We start from the raw sequence: 20,439 nt of genomic DNA, 5'->3' as shown, positions 1-20,439 counted from the left end.
CTCACTCCAGGTCGATCAGCACTTTCCCGACCGCACCCGCCTCGACCGCGTCATGCGCGGCGGCGGTCTCCTCCAGCTGGTAGTGGTGAAGGGGTACGCCGGCCTCCTGGCCCACGCGCAGCGCCCCCGCCGCCACGGCGGCGGTGACGTCCTCGGCCGCGGCCCGGATCTGCGCCTCCTCGACGCCGTAGAGCTGGATGAACTGGTAGCGCAGGTTGAGCGAGAAGGTCGCGCGCAGCGGCATGGTGAGCTCGTCGCCGCCGTTGTTGGCGTAGATCGCGATCGTGCCGCGTTGGGCGATGACCGCTCGGTCGAGGTCGTTGTTGACCGCAGGGGCGACCTCGACGATCTGGTCGACGCCGTCGGGCGCGATCTCCCGGATGGCCGCGGCCGGGTCGCCCTCGCGGTAGTTGACGACGTGGTGCGCCCCGGCCGCCTTCGCCAGCCCCGCCTTCTCCGCCGAGCTGATCGTGGTGATCACCTTCGCCCCCGCCCACACGGCGAGCTGGATCGCGGCGTTGCCGACCGCTCCGGCACCGCCCTGGACCAGGATGGTCAGGCCGTCGAACGACCCGGGCGCGACGCGCTCCACCGTCCCCGAGGTGAGCGCGCGGTGGGCGGTCATCGCCGGGACCCCGAGCGAGGCGCCGAGGTCGTAGGAGGCGCCCGCGGGCAGCTCGACGGCCTTGTGGGCCGGGACGGTGACGTACTCCGCCGCGGTGCCCCACGGCTGCCCGTGCTGGGCCATGTAGAGCCAGACCGGCTGACCGACGACGTGGGTGCTGACCCTCTCGCCGATCGCCTCGACCACGCCCGCGCCGTCCTGGCCCGGGGTCGCCTCAGGAGTCGCGAGGGTCGCGCTCAGGCCCGCGCGTACCTTCCAGTCGGTGGGGTTGACCCCCGCCCGCACCAGCCTGACCAGGACCTCGCCCGGGCCGGGCTTCGGCACCGGGCGATCGGTCAGGCGCATGGTGGAGGAGGGACCGTTCTCGGAGTAGACGACTGCACGCATGCCCACGACGCTACCGCTCGGTCGCTACAGCGCGTGCGCCATCCCGGCACAGGCCTTGAGCCACGACATCCTGGTGTCCTCCGAGAGCTGGGAGTACTGCACCGTCGACCCGGCGACGAGCACCGGGTCGAACGGGACCCGGTAGACCCCGCGGGTGCGCTGCTGGTAGACCTCGGTCAGATCACGGGCCAGGTTGGTGTCGACCTTCGGGGACGGGTCGGAGAGCACCGTGATCGTCTTCAGCTTGAGGTCGGCGTAGCCCGACTCCTGGAGCGCGTCGAGCATCCACAGGCCGCTGTAGCCGGTGTCCTCGCGCACCGTCGAGGTGACCACGAGCAGGTCGGCGGTGTCGGCGGCGGCCAGCCAGTTCTCGGCGCGCATGTTGTTGCCGGTGTCGACCAGGATGACCTTGTAGAAGCGCTCCAGCAGCTGGTGCACCTGCGCGAAGTCGTCGGCGTGGATCTGGCCGGTGACATCGGGACGCTCGTCGGAGGCGAGCACGTCGAAGTGGGCATCGCCCTGGGAGCGTACGAACGCACCCAGGTCACCGATGCGCGACTGGTGGACGTTGTTGAACGCGGCCAGGTTGTCGAGCAGCTCGCGGGTGGTGTTGCGGTGGGTGCTCCGCATGCCACGGATGCCGAGGGTGCCGCGGGTCTCGTTGTTGTCCCAGGCCACGATTCCGCCACCGCGCACGGTGCCGAAGGTGTAGCCCGCCGCGAGCACGCCGGTGGTCTTGGCGGCGCCGCCCTTGGGGTTGATGAAGACGATCGTGCGCGGGCCGTCGAAGTCGCGCTGGATCATCGCCCGGTCCTGCTCGTAGGCGACCTCGGCCTGCCCCATCTTCGGGCTGATCAGCCCGCCGGACATCTTGCGGATCGCGCCTCGCCAGCCCCAGGTCGCGGGGCCGAACCCGGCCGACTCCGCGCGCCGGTCGAGGAAGTCGGTCGCGCTGGGGACCTCCTGCCCGTGGATGCTCGGGGGTGGCGGCGTCACCGCCACCGGAGCGGGCGGTGCGGGCGTCGTGGTGACCTGTGGGTGGGTGATGCGAGTCGCCTCCTGACTCGGGTCCGGGCGGGGCTGGGTGGGCGGCGGCGCCGGCCGTCCCGCCGTGTTCGGCGGGGGCGGTGTCACCCAGTGCGAGGGGGTGCCGGCCGGCCGGGTGCGCGAGTCCGGCTCGTCGTAGGGGTTGTTCTCCTGCGTCATGCGCTCTCCGAATGCGGGTGCTGGTTTACGGCCTCCATCACAGCCTTGGGTCCAAACATACGGTCCCGACCGAAGCAATCGTCGATAACCGGAAAACACACGCGTCGTGGCGCACCCTGAAATGACATCACGCCTGCCCGGAGCGATCCCGGACAGGCGTACGTCTCATGCCGATCAGGCCTTGGCGAGGTCCTTCGCGACCGCGGCGAGCACGCCGTTGACGAAGGACGGCGAGTCGTCGGTCGACAGCTCGGTCACCAGGGCGGTCGCCTCGCTGATCGCGACCTCGGCGGCGACGTCGCCGTCGAGGAGCTCCCAGACTCCGATCCGGAGCACGTTGCGGTCGACCGCGGGCATCCGGGTCAGGGTCCAGTCCTTGGCGAAGGCCGAGATCAGGGCGTCGATCCGCTCCGACTCTGCGACCACGCCACGGACGAGCTTGACCGTGAACGGGTTGTTGGGCACCTCACCCTCCCGGATCTGCTGGTCGAGCAGATCACCGGCGGAGAGTCCACGGGCCTCGGCGGCGAAGAGCAGGTCGAGCGCGCGCTTACGGGCCTTGGTGCGGGCGGTGGCGACGTGAGCCACAGGTCAGCCCTTGACGCGGGAGAGGTAGGAACCGCCCTCGCGGGTGTCGACCTTGATCTTCTCGCCCTGCTCGATGAAGAGCGGCACCTGGATCTCGGCGCCGGTCTCCAGGGTGGCGGGCTTGGTGCGGCCGGTGGCCGAGTCACCCATGACACCGGGCTCGGTGTAGGAGATCACGAGCTCGACCGAGGGCGGGAGCTCGACGAAGAGCACGCGGCCCTCGTTGGTGGCCAGGATGACTTCCTGGTTCTCCAGGAGGAACCCGGCGCTGTCGCCGATGATCTCCGGGCCGACCTCGACCTGGTCGAAGTCCGCGACGTCCATGAAGACGAAGTTGCTGCCGTCGTTGTAGAGGTACTGGAACGAGCGGCGGTCCACCGTGGCGGTCTCGACCTTGGTGCCGGCGTTGAAGGTCTTGTCGACGTTCTTGCCCGACTCGACGTTCTTCAGCTTGGTGCGGACGAAGGCCGGACCCTTGCCCGGCTTCACGTGCTGGAACTCGACCACCTGCCAGAGCTGGCCCTCGATCTTCAGCACCATGCCGTTCTTGAGGTCGTTCGTCGTCGCCATAACCGTCTGTCAGCCTTCGTCTCTGTCGTCCTGCAGCGATGCAGGCCTCGTTGTCAATGTTCGCAGGGCCCGAGGGCCACGGAGAATCCTAGTCAACCAGACGTACGCCGACCCAATCCGTCACGCCACCGGCGTGCTGGACCGATGGCTCACCCGCCGACCTCGGCGGCGATGACCGAGAGTGCCTCGTGGTAGCCGTCGATGCCCTTGCCCGCCACGACCGCGGTCGCGTGGGGGGTGATGACGCTGGTGTGCCGGAAGACCTCGGGCCGCTCGAGGGGCTCGGAGATGTGCACCTCGACCAGCGGCGCGGTCAGCTGCGCGCAGGCGTCGTAGATGGCGTAGGAGTAGTGGGTCCAGGCGGCGGCGTTGAGCACGACCGGGATGTCCTTGTCGGCGGCGGCGTTGAGCCAGTCGACCATGTCGCCCTCGTGGTTGGTCTGACGTACGTCCACGGCGAAGCCGAGCGCATGGCCCCAGTCGACGCACATCGCGGCGAGCTCGTCATGGGTGGTGTGCCCGTAGATCTCGGGCTGGCGCTTCCCGAGACGTCCGAGGTTGGGGCCGTTGAGGACCAGGACCGGCTGCAGCTTCTTGCTCACCCGGTCATCCTGTCATGGGCTCCGGGCCGTCTCCGGTGTGTCTCGACACGGGTGACCGCGGTCCCAATCTAAGCGGTCACTTATATTGTGCGACACTGGATTCGACCACCAGGAGACTCCGACCCCGAGACTCCGCAACGAGGAGAGCCGATGAACGAGCTCCGCACCAGCACCCAGGCGCGCGGCGACCGCAGCCGTGCCCGTCTGCTCGACGCGGCGGTCCAGGCCTTCTCCGCCAAGGGGTTCCACGGCACCAGCACCCGTGACATCGCCACGGCGGCCGGACTGAGCCCGGCCGCGGTCTACGTCCACCACCGCTCCAAGGAGGAGCTCCTGCACGCGATCGCGGTGCGGGGCCACGAGGTGATCCTCGAGGCGGTCACCGACGCGGCCCGCGCCGACGCCACGCCCGCCGAGCGGGTCGCCGCGGCCGTACGCACCTATGTGCTCTTCCACGCCCGCTCCCACACGATGGCCCGCGTCATCAACTACGAGCTCGCGGCGCTGACCGAGGAGCACTTCAAGGAGATCGCCGGGCTGCGCCGCGCCATCGACACCGTCATGCGTGAGGTCGTCGAAGAAGGCGTACGCAGCGGCGACTTCGACACCCCCGACCCCGCCAAGGCCGCCACCGCCCTGCTCTCGCTCGGCATCGACCTGGCCCGGTGGTACCGCGACGACGGCTCCTGGACACCCGAGGCCCTCGCCGACTTCTACGCCGACCTCGCCGTGCGCGTGGTCGGCGCCCGCCCCTGACCCCTACGAGAAGCACCCGAGGAGATAGCACCGTCATGCGCCGCACCATCTACACCGAGGACCACCAGTCCTTCCGCGAGACCATCCGCTCGTTCATCGAGAAGGAGGTCACCCCCGTCTACGACGAGTGGTACGAGGCCGGGATCGTCCCCCACGACTTCTACCTCAAGCTCGGTGAGCTCGGCGTGTGGGGCATCCAGGTGCCCGAGGAGTACGGCGGCGCCGGCATCGAGTCGTTCAAGTACTCCGCCGTCATCACCGAGGAGCTCGCCCGCGCCGGGGTCTCCTTCGGCGGCTCGAGCACCCACGTCGGGCTCTGCCTGCCCTACCTGCTCAAGCTCGGCACCAAGGAGCAGATGGAGCGCTGGATGCCCGGCTTCGTCTCCGGCGAGGAGATGTGGGCGATCGCGATGACCGAGCCCGGCACCGGCTCCGACCTCGCGGGCATGACCACCAACGCCAAGCTCACCGAGGACGGCAAGCACTACGTCCTCAACGGCGCCAAGACCTTCATCACCGGCGGCGTCAACGCCGACCGGGTGATCGTCTGTGCCCGCACCGCGCCGGCCACCCCCGAGGACCGCCGTGGCGGGATCACCCTGCTCGCCGTGGACACGTCGCTGCCGGGCTACGAGGTCGGCCGCAAGCTCGACAAGCTCGGCCTCAAGGTCTCCGACACCGCCGAGCTCTCCTTCACCGACGTCCAGGTCCCGGTCGAGGACGTCCTCGGCGAGGTCGGCAAGGGCTTCTCCTACCTCGGCCAGAACCTCCCGGTCGAGCGCCTCGGCATCGCCGTCGGCGCCTACGCCCAGGCCGCTGCCGCCGTCGAGTTCGCCAAGGCGTACGTCCATGACCGCAAGGTCTTCGGCACCGCCGTCGCCTCCTTCCAGAACACCAAGTTCGAGCTGGCCGCGTGCAAGGCCGAGGTCGACGCCGCCGAGGCCGTGGTCGACCGCGCCATCGAGGCCGAGGACGCCGGCACCCTGACCGCCGCCGAGGCCGCCTCGGCCAAGCTGTTCTGCACCGAGGTCGCCCACCGCGTCATCGACCGCTGCCTCCAGCTCCACGGCGGGTACGGCTACATGAACGAGTACCCCATCGCCCGCCTCTACGCCGACAACCGCGTCAACCGCATCTACGGCGGCACCTCCGAGGTCATGAAGCTCATCATCGCCAAGGACATGGGTCTGTGACCTGCTAGACCCCTAGCCGAGTCGGCTCGTCATGACGAGCCGACTCGGCATACGCTCGGGCACATGACGCCGCGCGAGGACGAGAACCGTCGCCTGCTGCGGGCTCGTGATGTCATGGACCGGCACTACGCCGAGCCGCTGGACGTCGCGGCGATCGCCCGGGTCGCGCATGTCTCGCCGGCGCACTTCAGCCGCCGGTTCAAGGCGGTCTTCGGGGAGACGCCGCACCGCTACCTGCAGCGGCGCCGGATCGAGCGGTCGATGGCGCTGCTGCGCGACACCGCCACCCCGGTCACCGACGTCGCCCTGAGGGTCGGCTTCTCCAGCCTCGGCACCTTCAGCCGTACGTTCCGCGACATCGTCGGCGCCTCGCCCAGCGACTACCGCGCCCGTGCGGATAGCCCGGCCGTGCCCGGGTGCGTGGCCCGCGCCTGGATGCGGCCGGCGAGCTGAGCAGTTTTGGAGAAGCGTACGGATTCCGCGGCACGCAGACTGGTCGCATGCTGACCAACATCAACATCACCGGGATCTATGTGCTCGACCAGGACGAGGCGCTCGACTTCTACGTCGGCACGCTCGGCCTCGAGGTCGGCAGCGACGTCGACATGGGCTTCATGCGCTGGCTCACCGTCCACCTCCCCGGCGACCCCGACCACCAGCTGCTGCTCGAGGTGCCCGGCGGCTCCCCCGCCCACAGCGCCGAGACCGCCGCCCAGCTGCGCGACCTGGTCACCAAGGGCGCGATGGGCGCGGTCGTCATCTTCAACACCGACGACTGCGACAAGCTCTATGAGGAGCTCTCCGCCAAGGGGGTCGAGTTCACCCAGGAGCCCGTCCGGCAGCCCTACGGCATCGACTGCGCGCTGCGCGATCCCTTCGGCAACCACATCCGGGTCACCGAGCGTGTCGAGGGCCCGGTCGAGGTCACGGACGAGGACATCGCTCGCTGGTCGGGGAAGTGAGCCGATCCTCCGCGGGTGCGTTCGATCCACCGGAGAACCACTCCAGGACCGGGCGCGAGTGAAGCAGCACGACCGAGGCCAGCGCGGCCAGCGCCACCATCCCGAGGACGGTCGCGACGAGCGGGTCTGACGGCAACACGGATCCGGCAGCGTGGCGCACGTAACCGATGGCGACAGCGGCGGACAACACCAGCAGCGCAGGCGCGAACCCCACCCGCCGGAACGACGCCAGTGCGGCAACGAAGGCTGGCAAGGAGAGCGCGACCATCTCGAGGCCAAGGAGCAGCGCGATGTCGCCGCCGATGAGGAACGGGAAGAGCGGCTCGAACCACGGCTGCGCCGCCTTGTAGGACCAGTCCAACCTGGCGACGATGAAGATCGACACGACCAGGAGCGGGAGCGACCAAGCCAGCGCTATCGAGGCACCGACCGTGACCTGCGGAGGGCAGCACGGCTCGCGAGCGTTCCCCGGCGTCGGCTCCAGCCAACGGTTCACCCCAGGCAGGTGGACCAGCACGATCACGGCCACCGAGATCATCGTCGGAAGGACGACTCCCCCGAGCCCGTACATGTCGGGAGACAGCGAAAGGAACGTCACGACAAAGCCAGCCATGCACGCGGCGGTCAGGACGGCTCGAGCTGCCGCCGAACGGCGTAGCAGCAACGCCGCAGCAACGACCTCGACGACGCTGCGAGCAACCACCACGACCATCACCGTCGCGAGGCTGGCCTCATCGACGACGGGGTCGATCCCGGGTTCCGCGCCGAGCAGCATCACCGGAATCAGCTTGAACGGTAGCCCGAGGCCCGAGGTGATGAAGACCGTGATCGCGGCGATGACGACAGGGACCGGGATCCCCGTACGAGCTCCAGGCGGGGCGGCGGGCTGCGGAGTCATGCGCGAACCCTAGGGGACATCGATCGCCGCTGCGCACCGATCCGTTCGATCTCTCGGCTCGCCAGCGGCTACACCAGTGGACCGGACCTTGCGAAACGTTCGCAAGGTCCGGTCCACTGGTGTAGCCGACGCCATCGCTTCATCCCGCTGGTCGAGCCCTGCTCGCGTCAGCAGGTGCCAGCGTCGCGACCGAAACGTTCGCCGGCCGCGCCCGACGGGACCGTCTTCGGTCTCGCGCCGAGCAACGATCGAGCCCGCGCTATCCGCCGACGACCGCGTACGCCTCGCGCAGCTGCTCCTCGGAGGGCCCGGTGAGGATGCGCGGGACGGCGAGGTCGTGGAGGACGAGGAAGCGGAGGACGGAGCCGCGGGCCTTCTTGTCGACCCGCATGGCGCCGATGAGGTCGTCGAAGCCGGCCTCGACGCCGAGCTCCTTGACGGTGGTCGGGAGGCCGACCTTCGCGAAGGTCGGCGCGTGGCGGGCGGCGACGTCGTCGGAGAGGACGCCGGCGAGGCGGGCGAGCTCGGCGGCGTACACGCAGCCGACGGCGACCGCGTCACCGTGGCGGATCGAGAAGCCGGAGTGCTTCTCGAGCGCGTGGGCGAGGGTGTGGCCGTAGTTGAGGGTCTCGCGGCCGGGGTGGCCGTCGGTCCCGCCGGTCTCCTTCAGGTCGGCGGCGACGACCTCGGCCTTGACCCGGATCGCGCGCTCGATCAGCTCGGCGAGAACCGGCGAGGAGGCGGTGATCTTGTCAGTCTCCTCGACCAGACGCAGGATCTCGGGGTCGGCGATGAAGCCGCACTTGACGACCTCACCGAGGCCGGCGATCAGGTCAGCCTCCGGCAGCGTCGCGAGCAGCGCGAGGTCGCACAGCACGCCGGCGGGCTCGTGGAACGCGCCGACGAGGTTCTTCCCGGCACCGGTGTTGACGCCGGTCTTGCCGCCGACCGCGGCATCGACCATGGCGAGCACCGTGGTGGGCACGTGCACGACGCGTACGCCGCGCAGCCAGCCGGCCGCGACGAACCCACCCAGATCCGTGGTGGCGCCGCCACCGAAGGTGACGACGGCGTCGGAGCGGGTGAAGCCCCGCTCCCCCAGCGCCTCCCAGCAGTCGTTGGCGACCGCGACGGTCTTCTGGTCCTCGCCGCTGGGCAGCCCGAGCCCGAGCACGTCGTAGTGCTTGAGCAGCTCCTCGAGCACCGGCTCGGCGTACTCGGCCAGCTCGGCGGCGTAGAGGAACGCCACCCGCTCGACGCTCTCGCCCAGGAGCCCCTGGAGTCGGTCGGCGAGGCCGGAGCCGATGACGACGTCGTACGCCGCGGCGCTCTCGACCCTGATGACGGTTCCGGTCACTTCTACTCCGTGGTGTTCAGCGCGGTGAGGGCGGTGGCGAGCTCGTCGGCGACGTCGGCGGCCGAGCGGCTGTCGGTGTCGACGACCAGCGTCGCGACCGACTCATAGATCGGGGCGCGCTCCTCCAGGAGCGTCTTGATGCGGCCGCGTACGTTGCCGAGCAGCATCGGGCGGCCCGAGCCGAGGCCGACCCGCTTGACCGCGTCCGCGACGCCGACCCGCAGGTAGACGACGGTGTGCTCCTTGAGCAGGATCTGGGTCCGGTCGGCCAGGACGGCGCCGCCCCCGAGGGAGACCACGCCGTCGTGCTCGGCGAGCGCGGCGGCGACGGCGTCGGCCTCGACCGCACGGAAGTGGGCCTCGCCCTCGTCGACGAAGATGTCCTGCACGCTCTTGCCGGCCGCCGCCGCGATGTCCTCGTCGGTGTCGCGCAGGGCGACCCCGAGCCGCGAGGCGAGCAGCGCCCCGACCGTCGACTTCCCGGCGCCCATCGGGCCGACCAGCACCACTGCGGACATCAGGAGTACCTCAGGTTCTCGAGGTAGGCCTTCGCGTTGCGGGCCGTCTCGGCGACCGAGTCGCCACCGAACTTCTCCAGCGCGGCCTCGGCCAGCACGAGCGCGACCATCGCCTCGGCGACGACACCGGCGGCGGGCACCGCGCAGACGTCGGAGCGCTGGTGGTGCGCGACGGCCTCCTCGCCGGTGGCGACGTCGACGGTGCGCAGCGCGCGGGGCACGGTCGCGATCGGCTTCATCGCGGCGCGTACGCGCAGGATCTCGCCGGTCGACATGCCGCCCTCGGTGCCGCCGGAGCGCCCGGAGGCGCGCCGGATGCCGTCGGCGGAGGGGACGATCTCGTCGTGGGCCTTGGAGCCGGGGGTCGCGGCGAGCTCGAACCCGTCGCCGACCTCGACACCCTTGATCGCCTGGATGCCCATCAGCGCACCGGCCAGGCGCGCGTCGAGGCGCCGGTCCCAGTGGACGTGGGACCCGAGGCCCGGCGGCAGCCCGTGGACGACGACCTCGACGACGCCGCCGAGGGTGTCGCCGTCCTTGTGGGCCTCGTCGATCCGGGCGACCATCTGCTTGGAGCCGTCGGGGTCGAGCACCCGCACCGGGTCCTCGTCGAGCCGGGAGACATCCTCGGGCGCGGGGACCTCGCGGCCCGGCGTACGGACGCCGCCGATCTCCAGGACGTGGGAGACCAGGCGGACGCCGAGCGCCTGCTCGAGGAAGGCCGAGGCGACGGCGCCGAGCGCGACCCGGGCCGCGGTCTCGCGGGCCGAGGCACGCTCCAGGATCGGGCGGGCGTCGTCGAAGTCGTACTTCTGCATCCCGACCAGGTCGGCGTGGCCGGGCCGCGGCCGGGTCAGCGGCGCGTTGCGGGCCTGGCCGGCCAGCACGTCGGGGTCGACCGGGTCGGAGGACATCACGGTCTCCCACTTGGGCCACTCGGTGTTGCCGACCTCGATCGCGACGGGACCGCCCTGCGACTCCCCGTGGCGTACGCCGCCGGTGATCCGCACCTGGTCCTTCTCGAACTTCATCCGGGCACCGCGGCCATAGCCGAGCCGGCGCCGGGCCAGGGCATCAGCGATGTCGTCAGAGGTGATCCGGACGTGGGCGGGCAGACCCTCCATCACGGCCGTCAGGGACGGACCATGGGACTCGCCCGCAGTGAGCCAACGCAACATGGGAGTCAGTCTTTCATCCCGCTCACGCAACCTCGTGCACCCGGCCTCAAAGCGAGACGGCGAGCACACCGACGAGCATGCCCAGAATCATGAACGGCCCGTACGCCAACGGCTCACGCATCGCCGTGCGCGAGCGTTGCGCGAGGGCACGACCGATGCCCCAGACACCGAAGATCGCCAGCCCGGCCCACAGGCCGAGGGCCAGCTGCTCCCAGCCGAGGCGCCCGAGGACCAGGCCGACGAGCGCCGCGAGGCGCACGTCCCCGAAGCCCATCGCGTGCGGCACCAGCCGCCACAGCAGCCAGAAGACCGAGCGGGCGATCACCAGCCCGGCAAGGGCGGCGAGGGCCGTCGCGGTCTCCCGCGTCCAGAGCCACTCGGCGCAGAGCAGCCCGACGCCCACCGCGGTCGCTACCAGGATCGGCACCTTCGGCAGCCGCTGGACGCGCCAGTCGACGTAGGCGAGCAGCACGAACACGGGGGTGAGCGGCACCAGCGCCACCATCAGCCGCGAGGGCTCCACCCGCCAGGCGAGCAGCCCGGCGAGCACAGCGGAGACGACCACCGCGAGAGGCAGCAGCGGCCACCGTCCGGCCAGCGTCGCATAGGACACCGCCGGCGGATCGTCGACCGGCTCGGGGAGCCGGCGAAGCAGCGCGGGCACGCCGAGCGCGAGCAGACCGGCGACGGCCGCACTCACCAGCACGACCGCCGCGGGACTCATGCCGGTGACGGCTCCATACTGGACTCCCTGATGCCCAGCGCCTTCTCCCCCGCCGCCCGCATCGCCTCGAGAGGCGCGGGCCGGCCGGTGAAGAGCTCGAACTGCAGCACCGCCTGGTGCACGAGCAGGTCCAGACCGCTCACCGCGACACCGGGCGCCACCGAGAGCAGCGGCGAGGGCCACGGGTCGTAGACCACGTCGAAGACGACCGGCGTCGGCGCCCAGCGGTCGATGAGCTCCGGGGTCTGGGCCTTCGCCGGAACCGTGGAGACGACCGTGTCGACGCCGTCGACCGCCGAACCCAGCGGAAGCACCGAGACCACCGGCTTGCCCGGGTGACGCGAGATCATCTCGATCGTCTCCCCCGCCGCGCCCGGGTTGCGGGCCAGCAGCGTGATCCGGGAGGCACCCAGCTCGGCGAGCGCGAGGCCGGTCGAGGCGGCCGTGGCGCCGGCGCCGAGGACGGCACCGTGCGAGCAGGCGAAGCCGTCACCGGCGCGCTCCCGGATCGCCGCGACGGCACCGGGCAGATCGGTGTTGTCCCCCACCCAGCCGTGCGAGGAGCGCACCAGCGTGTTGACCGCCCCGACGAGCCGAGCCCGCGGCGACATCGACCGCGCCAGCTCGTACGCCTCCCGCTTGAGCGGCATCGTCACCGACAGCCCACGCCACCGGCTCGGCGGCCAGTCACCACCGAGGTCGGCGACGTACTTCGCCAGCCCACCGGCCTCCACGCGGGTGGACGTGTAGGACCAGTCGGACATCTCCAGCTCGGCGTACGCGGCCTGGTGGAGGATCGGGGAGAGCGAGTGACCGATCGGGTCACCCAGGACAGCACACTTCACTCTGGTCTCTTCCTCAGCAGCTCTTGGACTCGTTGGCGCAGTAGTCCTTGTACTCCGCCTTGAACTTCAGGAACTGGTCGTAGCTCTTGGCGAACTTCGTCTCACCGGTCTTCAGGTTGACGGTCACGTAGTAGTACCAGTCGCCCTCGGCCGGGTTGAGCGCGGCCTGGATCGCGTCGTCACCCGGCGCACCGATCGGCCCCGGGGGCAGACCCTTGTTGGTGTAGGTGTTGTAGGGCGAGTCGACGGACTGCACGTCGACGCCACCGAGCTCGGTGCTTCCGGACTTCCCGAGCGCATAGTTGACCGTCGCGTCGATCTGCAGGAAGCCCGCCTGGCCGGCGGTGCCGGGGTTCTCGACCCGGTTGTAGATCACCCGGGCGATCTTGGCCATGTCGTCACCGCGGCCCTCGGCCTCGACGAGCGAGGCCACGGTCATGATCTGCTCGGGCGTGCACGCCTTGCCGCCGCCGCACTTCAGCTGCTTGGCGCGCGCCTCGATGTCGTTGTCGCCCAGGGCCTGCTCCCACCGGTCGACCATCATCGCCAGCATCTCGGTCGGCGTCGCGTCGGGCGGGAAGGCGTACGTCGCCGGGAACAGGTAACCCTCGACGTTGCCCTTGGCGTAGTCGGGCAGACCGATCGCCTCGGTGTCCTGGGCGGCCTTCTTGAACTCGGCCGGCTTCTGCCCGGTCTTCTCGGCGAGCACCTTGTAGATCGCCTTGGCGCGCGACCCTTCGGTGATGGTGACGTTGACCGTGTCGATGTTCTCCGGGTTGGCGAGGATCTCGACGACGTCGGCGGCTTTCATCTGCTTCTTCAGCGGGTAGAAGCCGACCTGGACGGTCAGACCCTCGGTGTTGGCCGCGTCGATGAAGGCATCGACCGACTCCACCACGCCGATCTCCTTCAGGTTGCGGCCGACGGCGGAGACCGAGTCACCCTCGTGCACCTCGAAGGAGACCGGGTCGGTGCCGGGTCCGGGATAGTCGGCCGGCGGCGCGACCATGTCCTTGACGTAGTCGATGGCCCGGTCGCCCACGACGTAGAAGCCACCGAGGACCACCGCCATCGCCACCAGCACGGCCAGACAGCCACCGAAGCGTCGTCTGCGCTTGGGCGGCTCCTCGTCGAAGTAGGGATCGTGGTCGGGTCGACCGCCCTCGAAGAAGGCCGGCTGCTGCTGGTAGGTCGGCCCGCCGTAGCCGGGCTGCCGCTGCTGCGGGGGCTCCTGGCGGCCGTAGCCCGGCGGGGGTCCGCCGGCGCCGGGCACCGGACGAGGGCCCTGGCGCCGACCCGGCTGTCCCGGCTGCTGCGGAGGCATCTGGCCCGGCATCTGACCGGGCATCTGACCGGGCATCTGCGGCGGCATCCGGCGCGGGTCCCGGGGATCCTGCGGAGGCTGCTGCCGTGGCGGGTGGCCACCGCGCGGATCGCGACCGTATGACCCCTGGCCGGAGCGACGCGGGTCGCGTGGGTCCGGGGGGTAGTAGCGCTCACTCAATGACCGACCTCAACGATCTCTCCAGGCGCGGCCCCCGAAGCGCGCTCACTGTCCAATGCGTGTTGCAGGATCACAACCGCCGCGGCCATGTCCACCACGGCTCGGCGGTCCTGGCCCTTGCGACCTCGGTCTCGGAGCATAGCCTCCGCGGAAACTGTGGTGAGTCGTTCGTCGACGAGGCGAACCGGGACCGGAGCCACTCGCCGCGCCAAGGACGCGGCGAAGTCCCGGACCTTAGCAGTCGCCGGGTTCTCCCCTCCCTTGAGGGACCGGGGCAGCCCGACGACCACCTCGAGCATCGTCGACTCCTCAGCGATCTCGGCGACGATCGCCTGGAGCCGGGCGAGGTCGCCGCGGCCCTTCTTGACCGTCTCCAGCGGCGTCGCCAGGAAACCCGTGGGGTCACTCCTGGCGACGCCGATCCGGGCGTCGCCAGGATCGAGCCCGAGGCGTACGCCGTGCCGCATCAGGCTCCGGCCACCAGGGACTTCACCTTGGCGACGGCCTCGTCGATCCGGCCGACCTCGGTGCCACCACCCTGGGCGAAGTCGGGCTTGCCGCCACCGCGACCGCCGACGATCGGAGCGAGCTCCTTGATCAGGTCACCGGCCTTGACGCCCCGGGCGATGCCGGAGGGGTTGACCGCGGCCACGACCGCCACCTTGTCGTCGGCGTCACCGAAGAGCACGACAGCCGCCGGAGCCTCACCGAGCCGGGAGCGCACGTCCTGGGCGAGCGTGCGCGCGTCGCCGCCGCCCACACCCGGGACCCGCTGGGCGACGAGCTGGACGCCGTTGACGTCGACCGCGGAGGCCGCGATCGAGCCACCGGAGGCGAGCAGCTGTGCCGTACGCGCCCGGGCGATCTCCTTCTCGGCGGCCTTGAGCCGCTCCATCAGGTCGGAGACCCTGCCGACGACGTCGTCGGACTTCGACTTCAGCAGCAGGTTGAGCTCGGAGACGACGTCGCGCTCGCGGGCGAGGTAGTTGAACCCCTCGACGCCCGTGTAGGCCTCGATGCGCCGGTTGCCGGAGCCGACCGAGGCCTCCGAGGTGACCACGATCGTGCCGACCTGGGAGGAGTGGTCCACGTGGGTGCCACCGCACAGCTCGCGCGACCAGGGACCGCCGATCTCCACGACCCGCACCTTGGTGTCGTCGTAGGTCTCGCCGAAGAGCGCGATCGCGCCCCACTCCTTGGCCTCGGAGAGCGTCATGTAGTCCCAGGAGACCGGCAGGTCGGCCCGCAGCGCGTTGTTGGAGACCTCCTCGATCTCGTGCATCTGCGCAGGCGTCAGGCCCTTGGTCCAGCCGTAGTCGAGACGCAGGTAGCCGGGGCGGTTGAACGAGCCCGACTGCAGCGCGGTCGGGCCGAGCACCTCACGCAGCGCCGCGTGCACGACGTGGGTGCCCGAGTGGGCCTGGCGGGCGCCGAGACGCCACTCGGGGTCGACCTGGGCGTGCACGAGCGACTCGCCGGCGCCGCGGGCGGAGAACTCGCCGTCGACGACCCGGACCTGGTGGACGACCAAGCCCTTGACGGGCCGCTGCACGTCGACGACCTCGAGCCGGCCGCCGTCGAACTCGATGATGCCGGCGTCGGCGGACTGACCACCGGACTCGGCGTAGAACGGGGTGCGGTCCAGGATGATCTCACCGATGTCCTCGGGGCCGAGCACGTCGACCGGCTTGCCCTCCTTGAGGAGGGCGATCGGCTTCGACTCGGTGTCGAGGGTCGTGTAGGCCTGCCAGTCGGTCGGACCGTTGGCATCGAGGATGCCGCGGTAGACCGACAGGTCGGCGTGCTGACCCTTCTTGGCGCGCGCGTCGGCCTTGGCCCGCTCACGCTGCTCGGTCATCAGGCCGCGGAAGCCCGGCTCGTCGACCTCGAGGCCCGCCTCGGCGGCCATCTCGAGGGTCAGGTCGATCGGGAAGCCGTACGTGTCGTGGAGCTGGAACGCCTTGGCACCGGTGAACGTGGTGGAGCCGCTCGACTTCACCTCGGTCGCGGCCAGGTCGAAGATCTGGGTGCCGGCCGCGAGGGTCTTGCGGAAGGCCTCCTCCTCGGCGTCGGCGACCCGCTTGATGCGGTCCCAGCCGGTGTGCAGGTCGGTGTAGGTCTCCCCCATCTTGTCGCGGGAGACCGGCAGCAGCTCGGGCATCGCCGGGTCCTCGTAGCCCAGCAGGCGCATGTTGCGGATCGCGCGGCGCATCAGCCGGCGCAGGACGTAGCCGCGGCCCTCGTTGCCGGGGGTGACGCCGTCGCTGATCAGCATCAGCGAGGAGCGCACGTGGTCGGCGACCACGCGGAAGCGGACGTCGTCCTCGTAGGAGGCGCCGTACTTCTTCCCGGTCAGCTCCATCGCCTTCTCGATGACGGGGAAGACGACGTCGGTCTCGTACATGTTCGCCTTGCCCTGCATCAGATAGGCGACACGCTCGAGGCCGAGGCCGGTGTCGATGCTCTTCTGCGGCAGCGCGCCGTCGATGTCGACGTCGTACTTGGACCGCGCCGCGACGACGTTGTCCTGCATGAAGACGAGGTTCCAGAACTCCAGGTAGCGGTCGCCGGCGTCCCAGTCACGGTCGGCGCCGAACTCAGGGCCGCGGTCGATCAGGATCTCCGAGCACGGACCACCCGGCCCGGGCACGCCCATCGACCAGTAGTTCTCGCTCGGGGGCAGCCGGACGATGCGGTCGTCGGGCAGGCCGGAGATCTTCTTCCAGAGCGCAACCGCCTCCTCGTCGCCGTTGAGCACGGACGGGTAGAGGGCCGACTCGTCGAAGCCGAAGCCGCCGTCGGCGACCGACTTGGTGACCAGCTCCCAGGCGAGCGTGATCGCGCCCTCCTTGAAGTAGTCGCCGAAGGAGAAGTTGCCGCACATCTCGAAGAAGGTGCCGTGCCGGGTGGTCTTGCCCACCTCTTCGATGTCGGGGGTACGGATGCACTTCTGCACCGAGGTCGCCCGGTCGAACGGCGGCGTCGCCTGTCCCAGGAAGTAGGGCTTGAAGGGCACCATGCCTGCGTTGACGAAGAGCAGGTTGGGGTCATCGAGCAGAAGCGATGCCGAGGGCACCACCGTGTGCTCGCCGACACTCGTGTTCTCGGCGAAATGCGCCGTGAAACGGCGGCGGATCTCCGCCGTGCTCAACCACTCCATCAGGGGGTACTACCTTCCGTGTTCTGCCTCGGGTCCTCGGTTGGCCCGGTCAATCCAAGTGTCTGCTGCTCGGCACCAGCGGCGCCAATCTGTTTCGGTCCTGCGGTGCGTGCCTCGATCCACTCCCGCAGCTCGAGCTCCTTCTCGGCCTTGCCGGTGGCCAGCTCCTCGCGGAAGATCCGCGCGCCGACCCCGAGTGCCTGGGCCCGGTCGCGCAGGCCGTCGGCGGTGAAGGCCTCGGCGGCGCGACGCCCCTTGACCATCGCGTACACGCCGGCACCCGCACCGACCACGAACCAGATCGCGCCCCTCATCGGGAGTCCTCCATACGTACGTCCTCGTCAACTGCCGCGCGCTGGCGCGCACGGTATTCGCGCAGCGCCTCGCGCATCTCGCTCTTCCGGTCCTTGCGTGCCCGCTTGACCTCGCGGTGCATCTCATAGCGGATCTTGAACCGCACCTCCGGCGAGAGCGCCCGCCGCACCCCGTGGACCAGCGCGGCGCCGTGCACCACGGTCTCGCGGAACACCGCGTCCGCGAAGGCCGGTGCGGTCAACGTACGCTGCACCACCTGCTCCACCTCGGCAGGCTCGCCGTCGTCCCCGAGGGAGGTGATCACGTACTCCTTCTCGGCAGCCTTCTCGTCCCGGCGCCGTCGCCGGGTGGTCGGATCTGGCTGCGCCAGCCGCTTCTCCAGCGCCTCCAGCCGCTCGCGCAGCTCGGCCTCGCTGGCCTCGGCCTCCTCGAGCCGTCGCCGCGCGCGGCGACGCATGCCGAGCGCGAGCAGCACGGCGACCAGCGAGATGAGGACCAGGACCCCCACCGCGGTCAGCGTCGCGACCAGCGCCCACGCGGGCATGCTCGAGTTCGTCATGGTGCGCCTACCCTATCCATCCTGTCCGCGCACGATTTTCCGGACACGCTCCCAACGTTCCTTCACTCCGGCCTCGGCTCCGTGGGTGGTCGGCTGGTAGTACTCCGCGTCGGCGACCGCGTCGGGTGCGTACTGCTGGGTCGCGATGCCGAACGGCTCGTCGTGCGCGTACTTGTACGCCTCGCCGTGCCCGATCTTCTTCGCACCCTCGTAGTGGGCGTCGCGCAGGTGGGGCGGGACGTTGCCGATCTTCCCGGCCGCGACATCGGCGCGCGCGGCGAAGATGGCGTTGGTGACCGCGTTGGACTTCGGCGCGACGGCGAGCGCGATCGTCGCGTGCGCCAAGGTGAGCTGGGCCTCCGGCATCCCGATCAGCTGCACGGTCTGGGCCGCGGCGACCGCGGTCTGCAGCGCCGTGGAGTCGGCCAGCCCGATGTCCTCGGAGGCGAGGATCATCAGCCGGCGGGCGATGAACCGGGGGTCCTCCCCCGCCTCGATCATCCGCGCCAGGTAGTGCAGCGCGGCGTCGGCGTCCGACCCGCGCACCGACTTGATGAAGGCGCTGACCACGTCGTAGTGCTGGTCGCCCTGCCGGTCGTAGCGCACCGCCGCCTGGTCCACGGCCCGCTCGGCGGCCTCGAGCGTGATCTCCCCGGCGCTCGCCGCGCCCGCGGCCGCCTCCAGGTAGGTCAGCGACCGGCGGGCGTCGCCGCCGGCGAGACGTACGAGATGGTCGAGCGCGTCCTCGGAGATGGTCACCGAGCCACCGAGGCCGCGCTCGTCCTCGATCGCCTTCACCAGCACGCCTCGGATGTCGTCGTCGGTCAGCGACTCCAGCCGCAGCAGCAGCGAGCGGGACAGCAGCGGCGAGATCACCGAGAAGAAGGGGTTCTCCGTGGTCGCGGCGACCAGCGTGACCCAGCGGTTCTCCACGCCCGGCAGCAGCGCGTCCTGCTGCGCCTTGCTGAACCGGTGGACCTCGTCGACGAAGAGGACGGTCTCCTTGCCGGTCGCGACCAGCTCGGCGCGGGCCGCGTCGATCGCCGCGCGGACCTCCTTGACCCCGGCCGAGACCGCGGAGACCTCGACGAAGCGCCGGTCGGTGGAGCGGCTCACGATCGAGGCGATGGTCGTCTTCCCGGTGCCCGGCGGCCCCCACAGCAGCAGCGAGAGCGACTGGCCGCCCTCCACCACCTGGTGCAGCGGCGAGCCGGGAGCACGCAGCGAGCTCTGCCCGACCAGCTCCTCGAGCGTACGCGGCCGCATCCGCACCGCCAGCGGCGCGGCCGCATGGTCGCTGTGGCTCAGCGACCCGCCGCGCGAGGCGCCGGTAGCAGCCCCCATCTCAAACAACCCGTCCACACGCCAACCCTAGTGGCCGGCACCGACAGGACTCAGGTGAGGCGTACGCGTGGGTCGAGCACGCTGTAGAAGAGGTCGACCAGGAGGTTGGTGATGACGATGATCAGGGCGGAGATCAGGGTGGTCGCCTCGATCACCGGGAGGTCGCTCTGGCTGACGGCGTTGAGCGCGCGGAGGCCGAGGCCGGGGATGCCGAAGATCAGCTCGGTGAAGATGGTGCCTGTCAGCAGCGCTCCGAAGTCGATGCCGAAGATCGTCACGATCGGCACGACGGCCGCCCGCAGCGCGTGCTTGTTGACGATCCTGCGCTCCGGAAGACCCTTGGCACGCGCCGTCCGGACGTAGTCCTCGTTGAACGCCTCGATCATCGACCCGCGGGTGAACCGGCCGTACTTGGAGGAGTTCACCAGGCCGAGCGCGAGCCAGGGCAGCAACAGGCCCCAGGCCCACTTCAGCGGTGAGTCGGTCAGCGGCGTGTAGCCCTCCTGCGGGAAGATCCCGGCGCTGACCGCGAGATAGAGGAAGGCGAGCAGGACGAACAGGTAGTACGGGATCGACTCGATCACCAGCGTCGCGCCGATGACGGCCTTGTCCGCCGAGGTCCCCCGGCGTCTGGCCGCAAACATCCCGATCGGCACGCCGATCAGCAGGATCGTGACGCCGGCCCCGACCGCGACCGAGACCGTCGGCCCGATCCGGTCCTTGATGTCGTCCCAGACGTTGACCCGGTAGATGAAGCTGACCCCGAAGCACGGGGCGTCGCAGTCGTACGCCTCGGAGCCGAACGCGATCTCGCGGCCGTTGACGATTCCGGACATGTACTCGACGTACTGGACGTGGAGCGGCGCGTCCAGGTTGAGCGCCTCCCGGATCGCGTCCTGCCGCTCGGCGGTGCACTTGGGCTCCGGGCACATCGCGTCCGCCGGGTCGCTCGGGCCATAGGTGAAGAGCGCGACGACCGCCACCGAGATCACGAACAGCACGAGAAGTGCCGAGATCAACCGGCGTACGACAAAACCGATCATGGGACGGAGGTCTCGCTTCCTGGAAAGGTGTTCTCGGGCAGGGCCCGGAGCTGCGGTGTTCTAGCGGTGGGTCCGACCGGCGTGGGGTGCGCCCACGCCGGCCGG

General features: G+C 70.3%; 22 protein-coding genes. 4 read left to right on the top strand and 18 right to left on the bottom strand.

The annotated features are described in order from the left end of the window. Nucleotide 1: 1 nt before the first annotated feature. The 5 genes from ACZ6WN_RS13560 to ACZ6WN_RS13540 all read right to left on the bottom strand — a co-directional run bounded on the left by ACZ6WN_RS13560 (nt 2) and on the right by ACZ6WN_RS13540 (nt 3,978). The gene (locus tag ACZ6WN_RS13560) at nt 2–1,012 is read right to left on the bottom strand and encodes an NADPH:quinone reductase (RefSeq protein WP_465865164.1); all 1,011 of its coding nucleotides are present in this window, start codon (nt 1,010–1,012) and stop codon (nt 2–4) included. Nucleotides 1,013–1,036: 24 nt separating this feature from the next. Then, on the bottom strand, nt 1,037–2,218 hold the full coding sequence (locus ACZ6WN_RS13555; RefSeq protein WP_465865163.1) for a MinD/ParA family ATP-binding protein: 1,182 nt from the start codon (nt 2,216–2,218) through the stop codon (nt 1,037–1,039). A 174-nt stretch (nt 2,219–2,392) separates the two neighbouring features. After that, nucleotides 2,393–2,806: a transcription antitermination factor NusB gene (nusB, locus tag ACZ6WN_RS13550; protein ID WP_465865162.1), complete on the bottom strand. Its 414-nt coding sequence runs from the start codon at nt 2,804–2,806 to the stop codon at nt 2,393–2,395. A gap of 3 nt (nt 2,807–2,809) precedes the next feature. Then, nucleotides 2,810–3,376: an elongation factor P gene (gene efp, locus ACZ6WN_RS13545; protein WP_160022946.1), complete on the bottom strand. Its 567-nt coding sequence runs from the start codon at nt 3,374–3,376 to the stop codon at nt 2,810–2,812. A gap of 149 nt (nt 3,377–3,525) precedes the next feature. Beyond that, nucleotides 3,526–3,978 carry a type II 3-dehydroquinate dehydratase gene (locus ACZ6WN_RS13540; RefSeq protein ID WP_465865161.1) on the bottom strand — a complete coding sequence of 151 codons (453 nt, stop codon included), beginning with the start codon at nt 3,976–3,978 and terminating at the stop codon, nt 3,526–3,528. A gap of 150 nt (nt 3,979–4,128) precedes the next feature. Between ACZ6WN_RS13540 and ACZ6WN_RS13535 the strand changes: the two genes are divergently transcribed. The 4 genes from ACZ6WN_RS13535 to ACZ6WN_RS13520 all read left to right on the top strand — a co-directional run bounded on the left by ACZ6WN_RS13535 (nt 4,129) and on the right by ACZ6WN_RS13520 (nt 6,889). After that, nucleotides 4,129–4,734 (top strand): TetR/AcrR family transcriptional regulator, encoded by a 606-nt coding sequence (locus tag ACZ6WN_RS13535; protein WP_465865160.1) that lies wholly within the window; start codon nt 4,129–4,131, stop codon nt 4,732–4,734. 35 nt (nt 4,735–4,769) lie between these two features. After that, nucleotides 4,770–5,927 carry an acyl-CoA dehydrogenase family protein gene (locus ACZ6WN_RS13530; protein ID WP_378910651.1) on the top strand — a complete coding sequence of 386 codons (1,158 nt, stop codon included), beginning with the start codon at nt 4,770–4,772 and terminating at the stop codon, nt 5,925–5,927. Between the two features lie 63 nt (nt 5,928–5,990). Beyond that, nucleotides 5,991–6,380 carry a helix-turn-helix domain-containing protein gene (locus tag ACZ6WN_RS13525; RefSeq protein ID WP_465865159.1) on the top strand — a complete coding sequence of 130 codons (390 nt, stop codon included), beginning with the start codon at nt 5,991–5,993 and terminating at the stop codon, nt 6,378–6,380. 47 nt (nt 6,381–6,427) lie between these two features. Further along, entirely contained in the window at nt 6,428–6,889 is a 462-nt protein-coding gene (locus tag ACZ6WN_RS13520; protein WP_465865158.1) for a VOC family protein, read from the top strand. Here the strand turns inward: ACZ6WN_RS13520 and ACZ6WN_RS13515 are convergent. From ACZ6WN_RS13515 to ACZ6WN_RS13455, 13 genes are all read right to left on the bottom strand, one after another. Further along, a complete protein-coding gene (locus ACZ6WN_RS13515; RefSeq protein ID WP_465865157.1) occupies nt 6,852–7,667 on the bottom strand; it encodes a hypothetical protein in 816 nt (271 codons plus the stop codon). The two genes, ACZ6WN_RS13520 and ACZ6WN_RS13515, sit on opposite strands and share 38 nt — an antisense overlap. A 379-nt stretch (nt 7,668–8,046) precedes the next feature. Then, entirely contained in the window at nt 8,047–9,144 is a 1,098-nt protein-coding gene (gene aroB / locus ACZ6WN_RS13510; protein WP_465865156.1) for a 3-dehydroquinate synthase, read from the bottom strand. A 2-nt stretch (nt 9,145–9,146) separates the two neighbouring features. Beyond that, a complete protein-coding gene (locus tag ACZ6WN_RS13505) occupies nt 9,147–9,662 on the bottom strand; it encodes a shikimate kinase (protein WP_465865155.1) in 516 nt (171 codons plus the stop codon). After that, complete coding sequence (aroC, locus tag ACZ6WN_RS13500) at nt 9,662–10,840, bottom strand: chorismate synthase (protein WP_465865154.1); 1,179 nt, start codon at nt 10,838–10,840, stop codon at nt 9,662–9,664. Before aroC ends, ACZ6WN_RS13505 begins: the two co-directional genes overlap by 1 nt. Nucleotides 10,841–10,886: 46 nt before the next feature. Then, nucleotides 10,887–11,564, bottom strand: coding sequence for a prepilin peptidase (locus ACZ6WN_RS13495; RefSeq protein WP_465865153.1), 678 nt, complete (start codon nt 11,562–11,564; stop codon nt 10,887–10,889). Further along, nucleotides 11,561–12,409 carry a shikimate dehydrogenase gene (locus ACZ6WN_RS13490; protein WP_465865152.1) on the bottom strand — a complete coding sequence of 283 codons (849 nt, stop codon included), beginning with the start codon at nt 12,407–12,409 and terminating at the stop codon, nt 11,561–11,563. The genes ACZ6WN_RS13495 and ACZ6WN_RS13490 overlap by 4 nt, the downstream gene beginning before the upstream one ends. A gap of 13 nt (nt 12,410–12,422) precedes the next feature. Beyond that, nucleotides 12,423–13,733 carry an endolytic transglycosylase MltG gene (gene mltG, locus ACZ6WN_RS13485; RefSeq protein WP_465865151.1) on the bottom strand — a complete coding sequence of 437 codons (1,311 nt, stop codon included), beginning with the start codon at nt 13,731–13,733 and terminating at the stop codon, nt 12,423–12,425. Nucleotides 13,734–13,909: 176 nt separating this feature from the next. Further along, complete coding sequence (gene ruvX / locus ACZ6WN_RS13480) at nt 13,910–14,380, bottom strand: Holliday junction resolvase RuvX (protein ID WP_045548824.1); 471 nt, start codon at nt 14,378–14,380, stop codon at nt 13,910–13,912. Further along, complete coding sequence (alaS, locus tag ACZ6WN_RS13475; protein ID WP_465865848.1) at nt 14,380–17,064, bottom strand: alanine--tRNA ligase; 2,685 nt, start codon at nt 17,062–17,064, stop codon at nt 14,380–14,382. Before alaS ends, ruvX begins: the two co-directional genes overlap by 1 nt. Nucleotides 17,065–17,072: 8 nt before the next feature. Beyond that, the gene (locus tag ACZ6WN_RS13470; protein WP_465865150.1) at nt 17,073–17,387 is read right to left on the bottom strand and encodes a DUF6167 family protein; all 315 of its coding nucleotides are present in this window, start codon (nt 17,385–17,387) and stop codon (nt 17,073–17,075) included. Then, nucleotides 17,384–17,947, bottom strand: a complete 564-nt coding sequence (locus ACZ6WN_RS13465; protein ID WP_465865149.1) for a hypothetical protein — start codon at nt 17,945–17,947, stop codon at nt 17,384–17,386. The genes ACZ6WN_RS13470 and ACZ6WN_RS13465 overlap by 4 nt, the downstream gene beginning before the upstream one ends. A gap of 12 nt (nt 17,948–17,959) precedes the next feature. Beyond that, the gene (locus ACZ6WN_RS13460) at nt 17,960–19,291 is read right to left on the bottom strand and encodes a replication-associated recombination protein A (protein ID WP_465865846.1); all 1,332 of its coding nucleotides are present in this window, start codon (nt 19,289–19,291) and stop codon (nt 17,960–17,962) included. Between the two features lie 50 nt (nt 19,292–19,341). Then, nucleotides 19,342–20,334, bottom strand: a complete 993-nt coding sequence (locus ACZ6WN_RS13455) for an ABC transporter permease (protein WP_465865148.1) — start codon at nt 20,332–20,334, stop codon at nt 19,342–19,344. Nucleotides 20,335–20,439: the final 105 nt, after the last annotated feature.

The organism is Nocardioides sp. NPDC054178 (assembly GCF_055585005.1).
The sequence above is the reverse complement of the archived record's forward strand: the minus strand, read 5'-3'. Positions and strand labels throughout refer to the sequence as shown.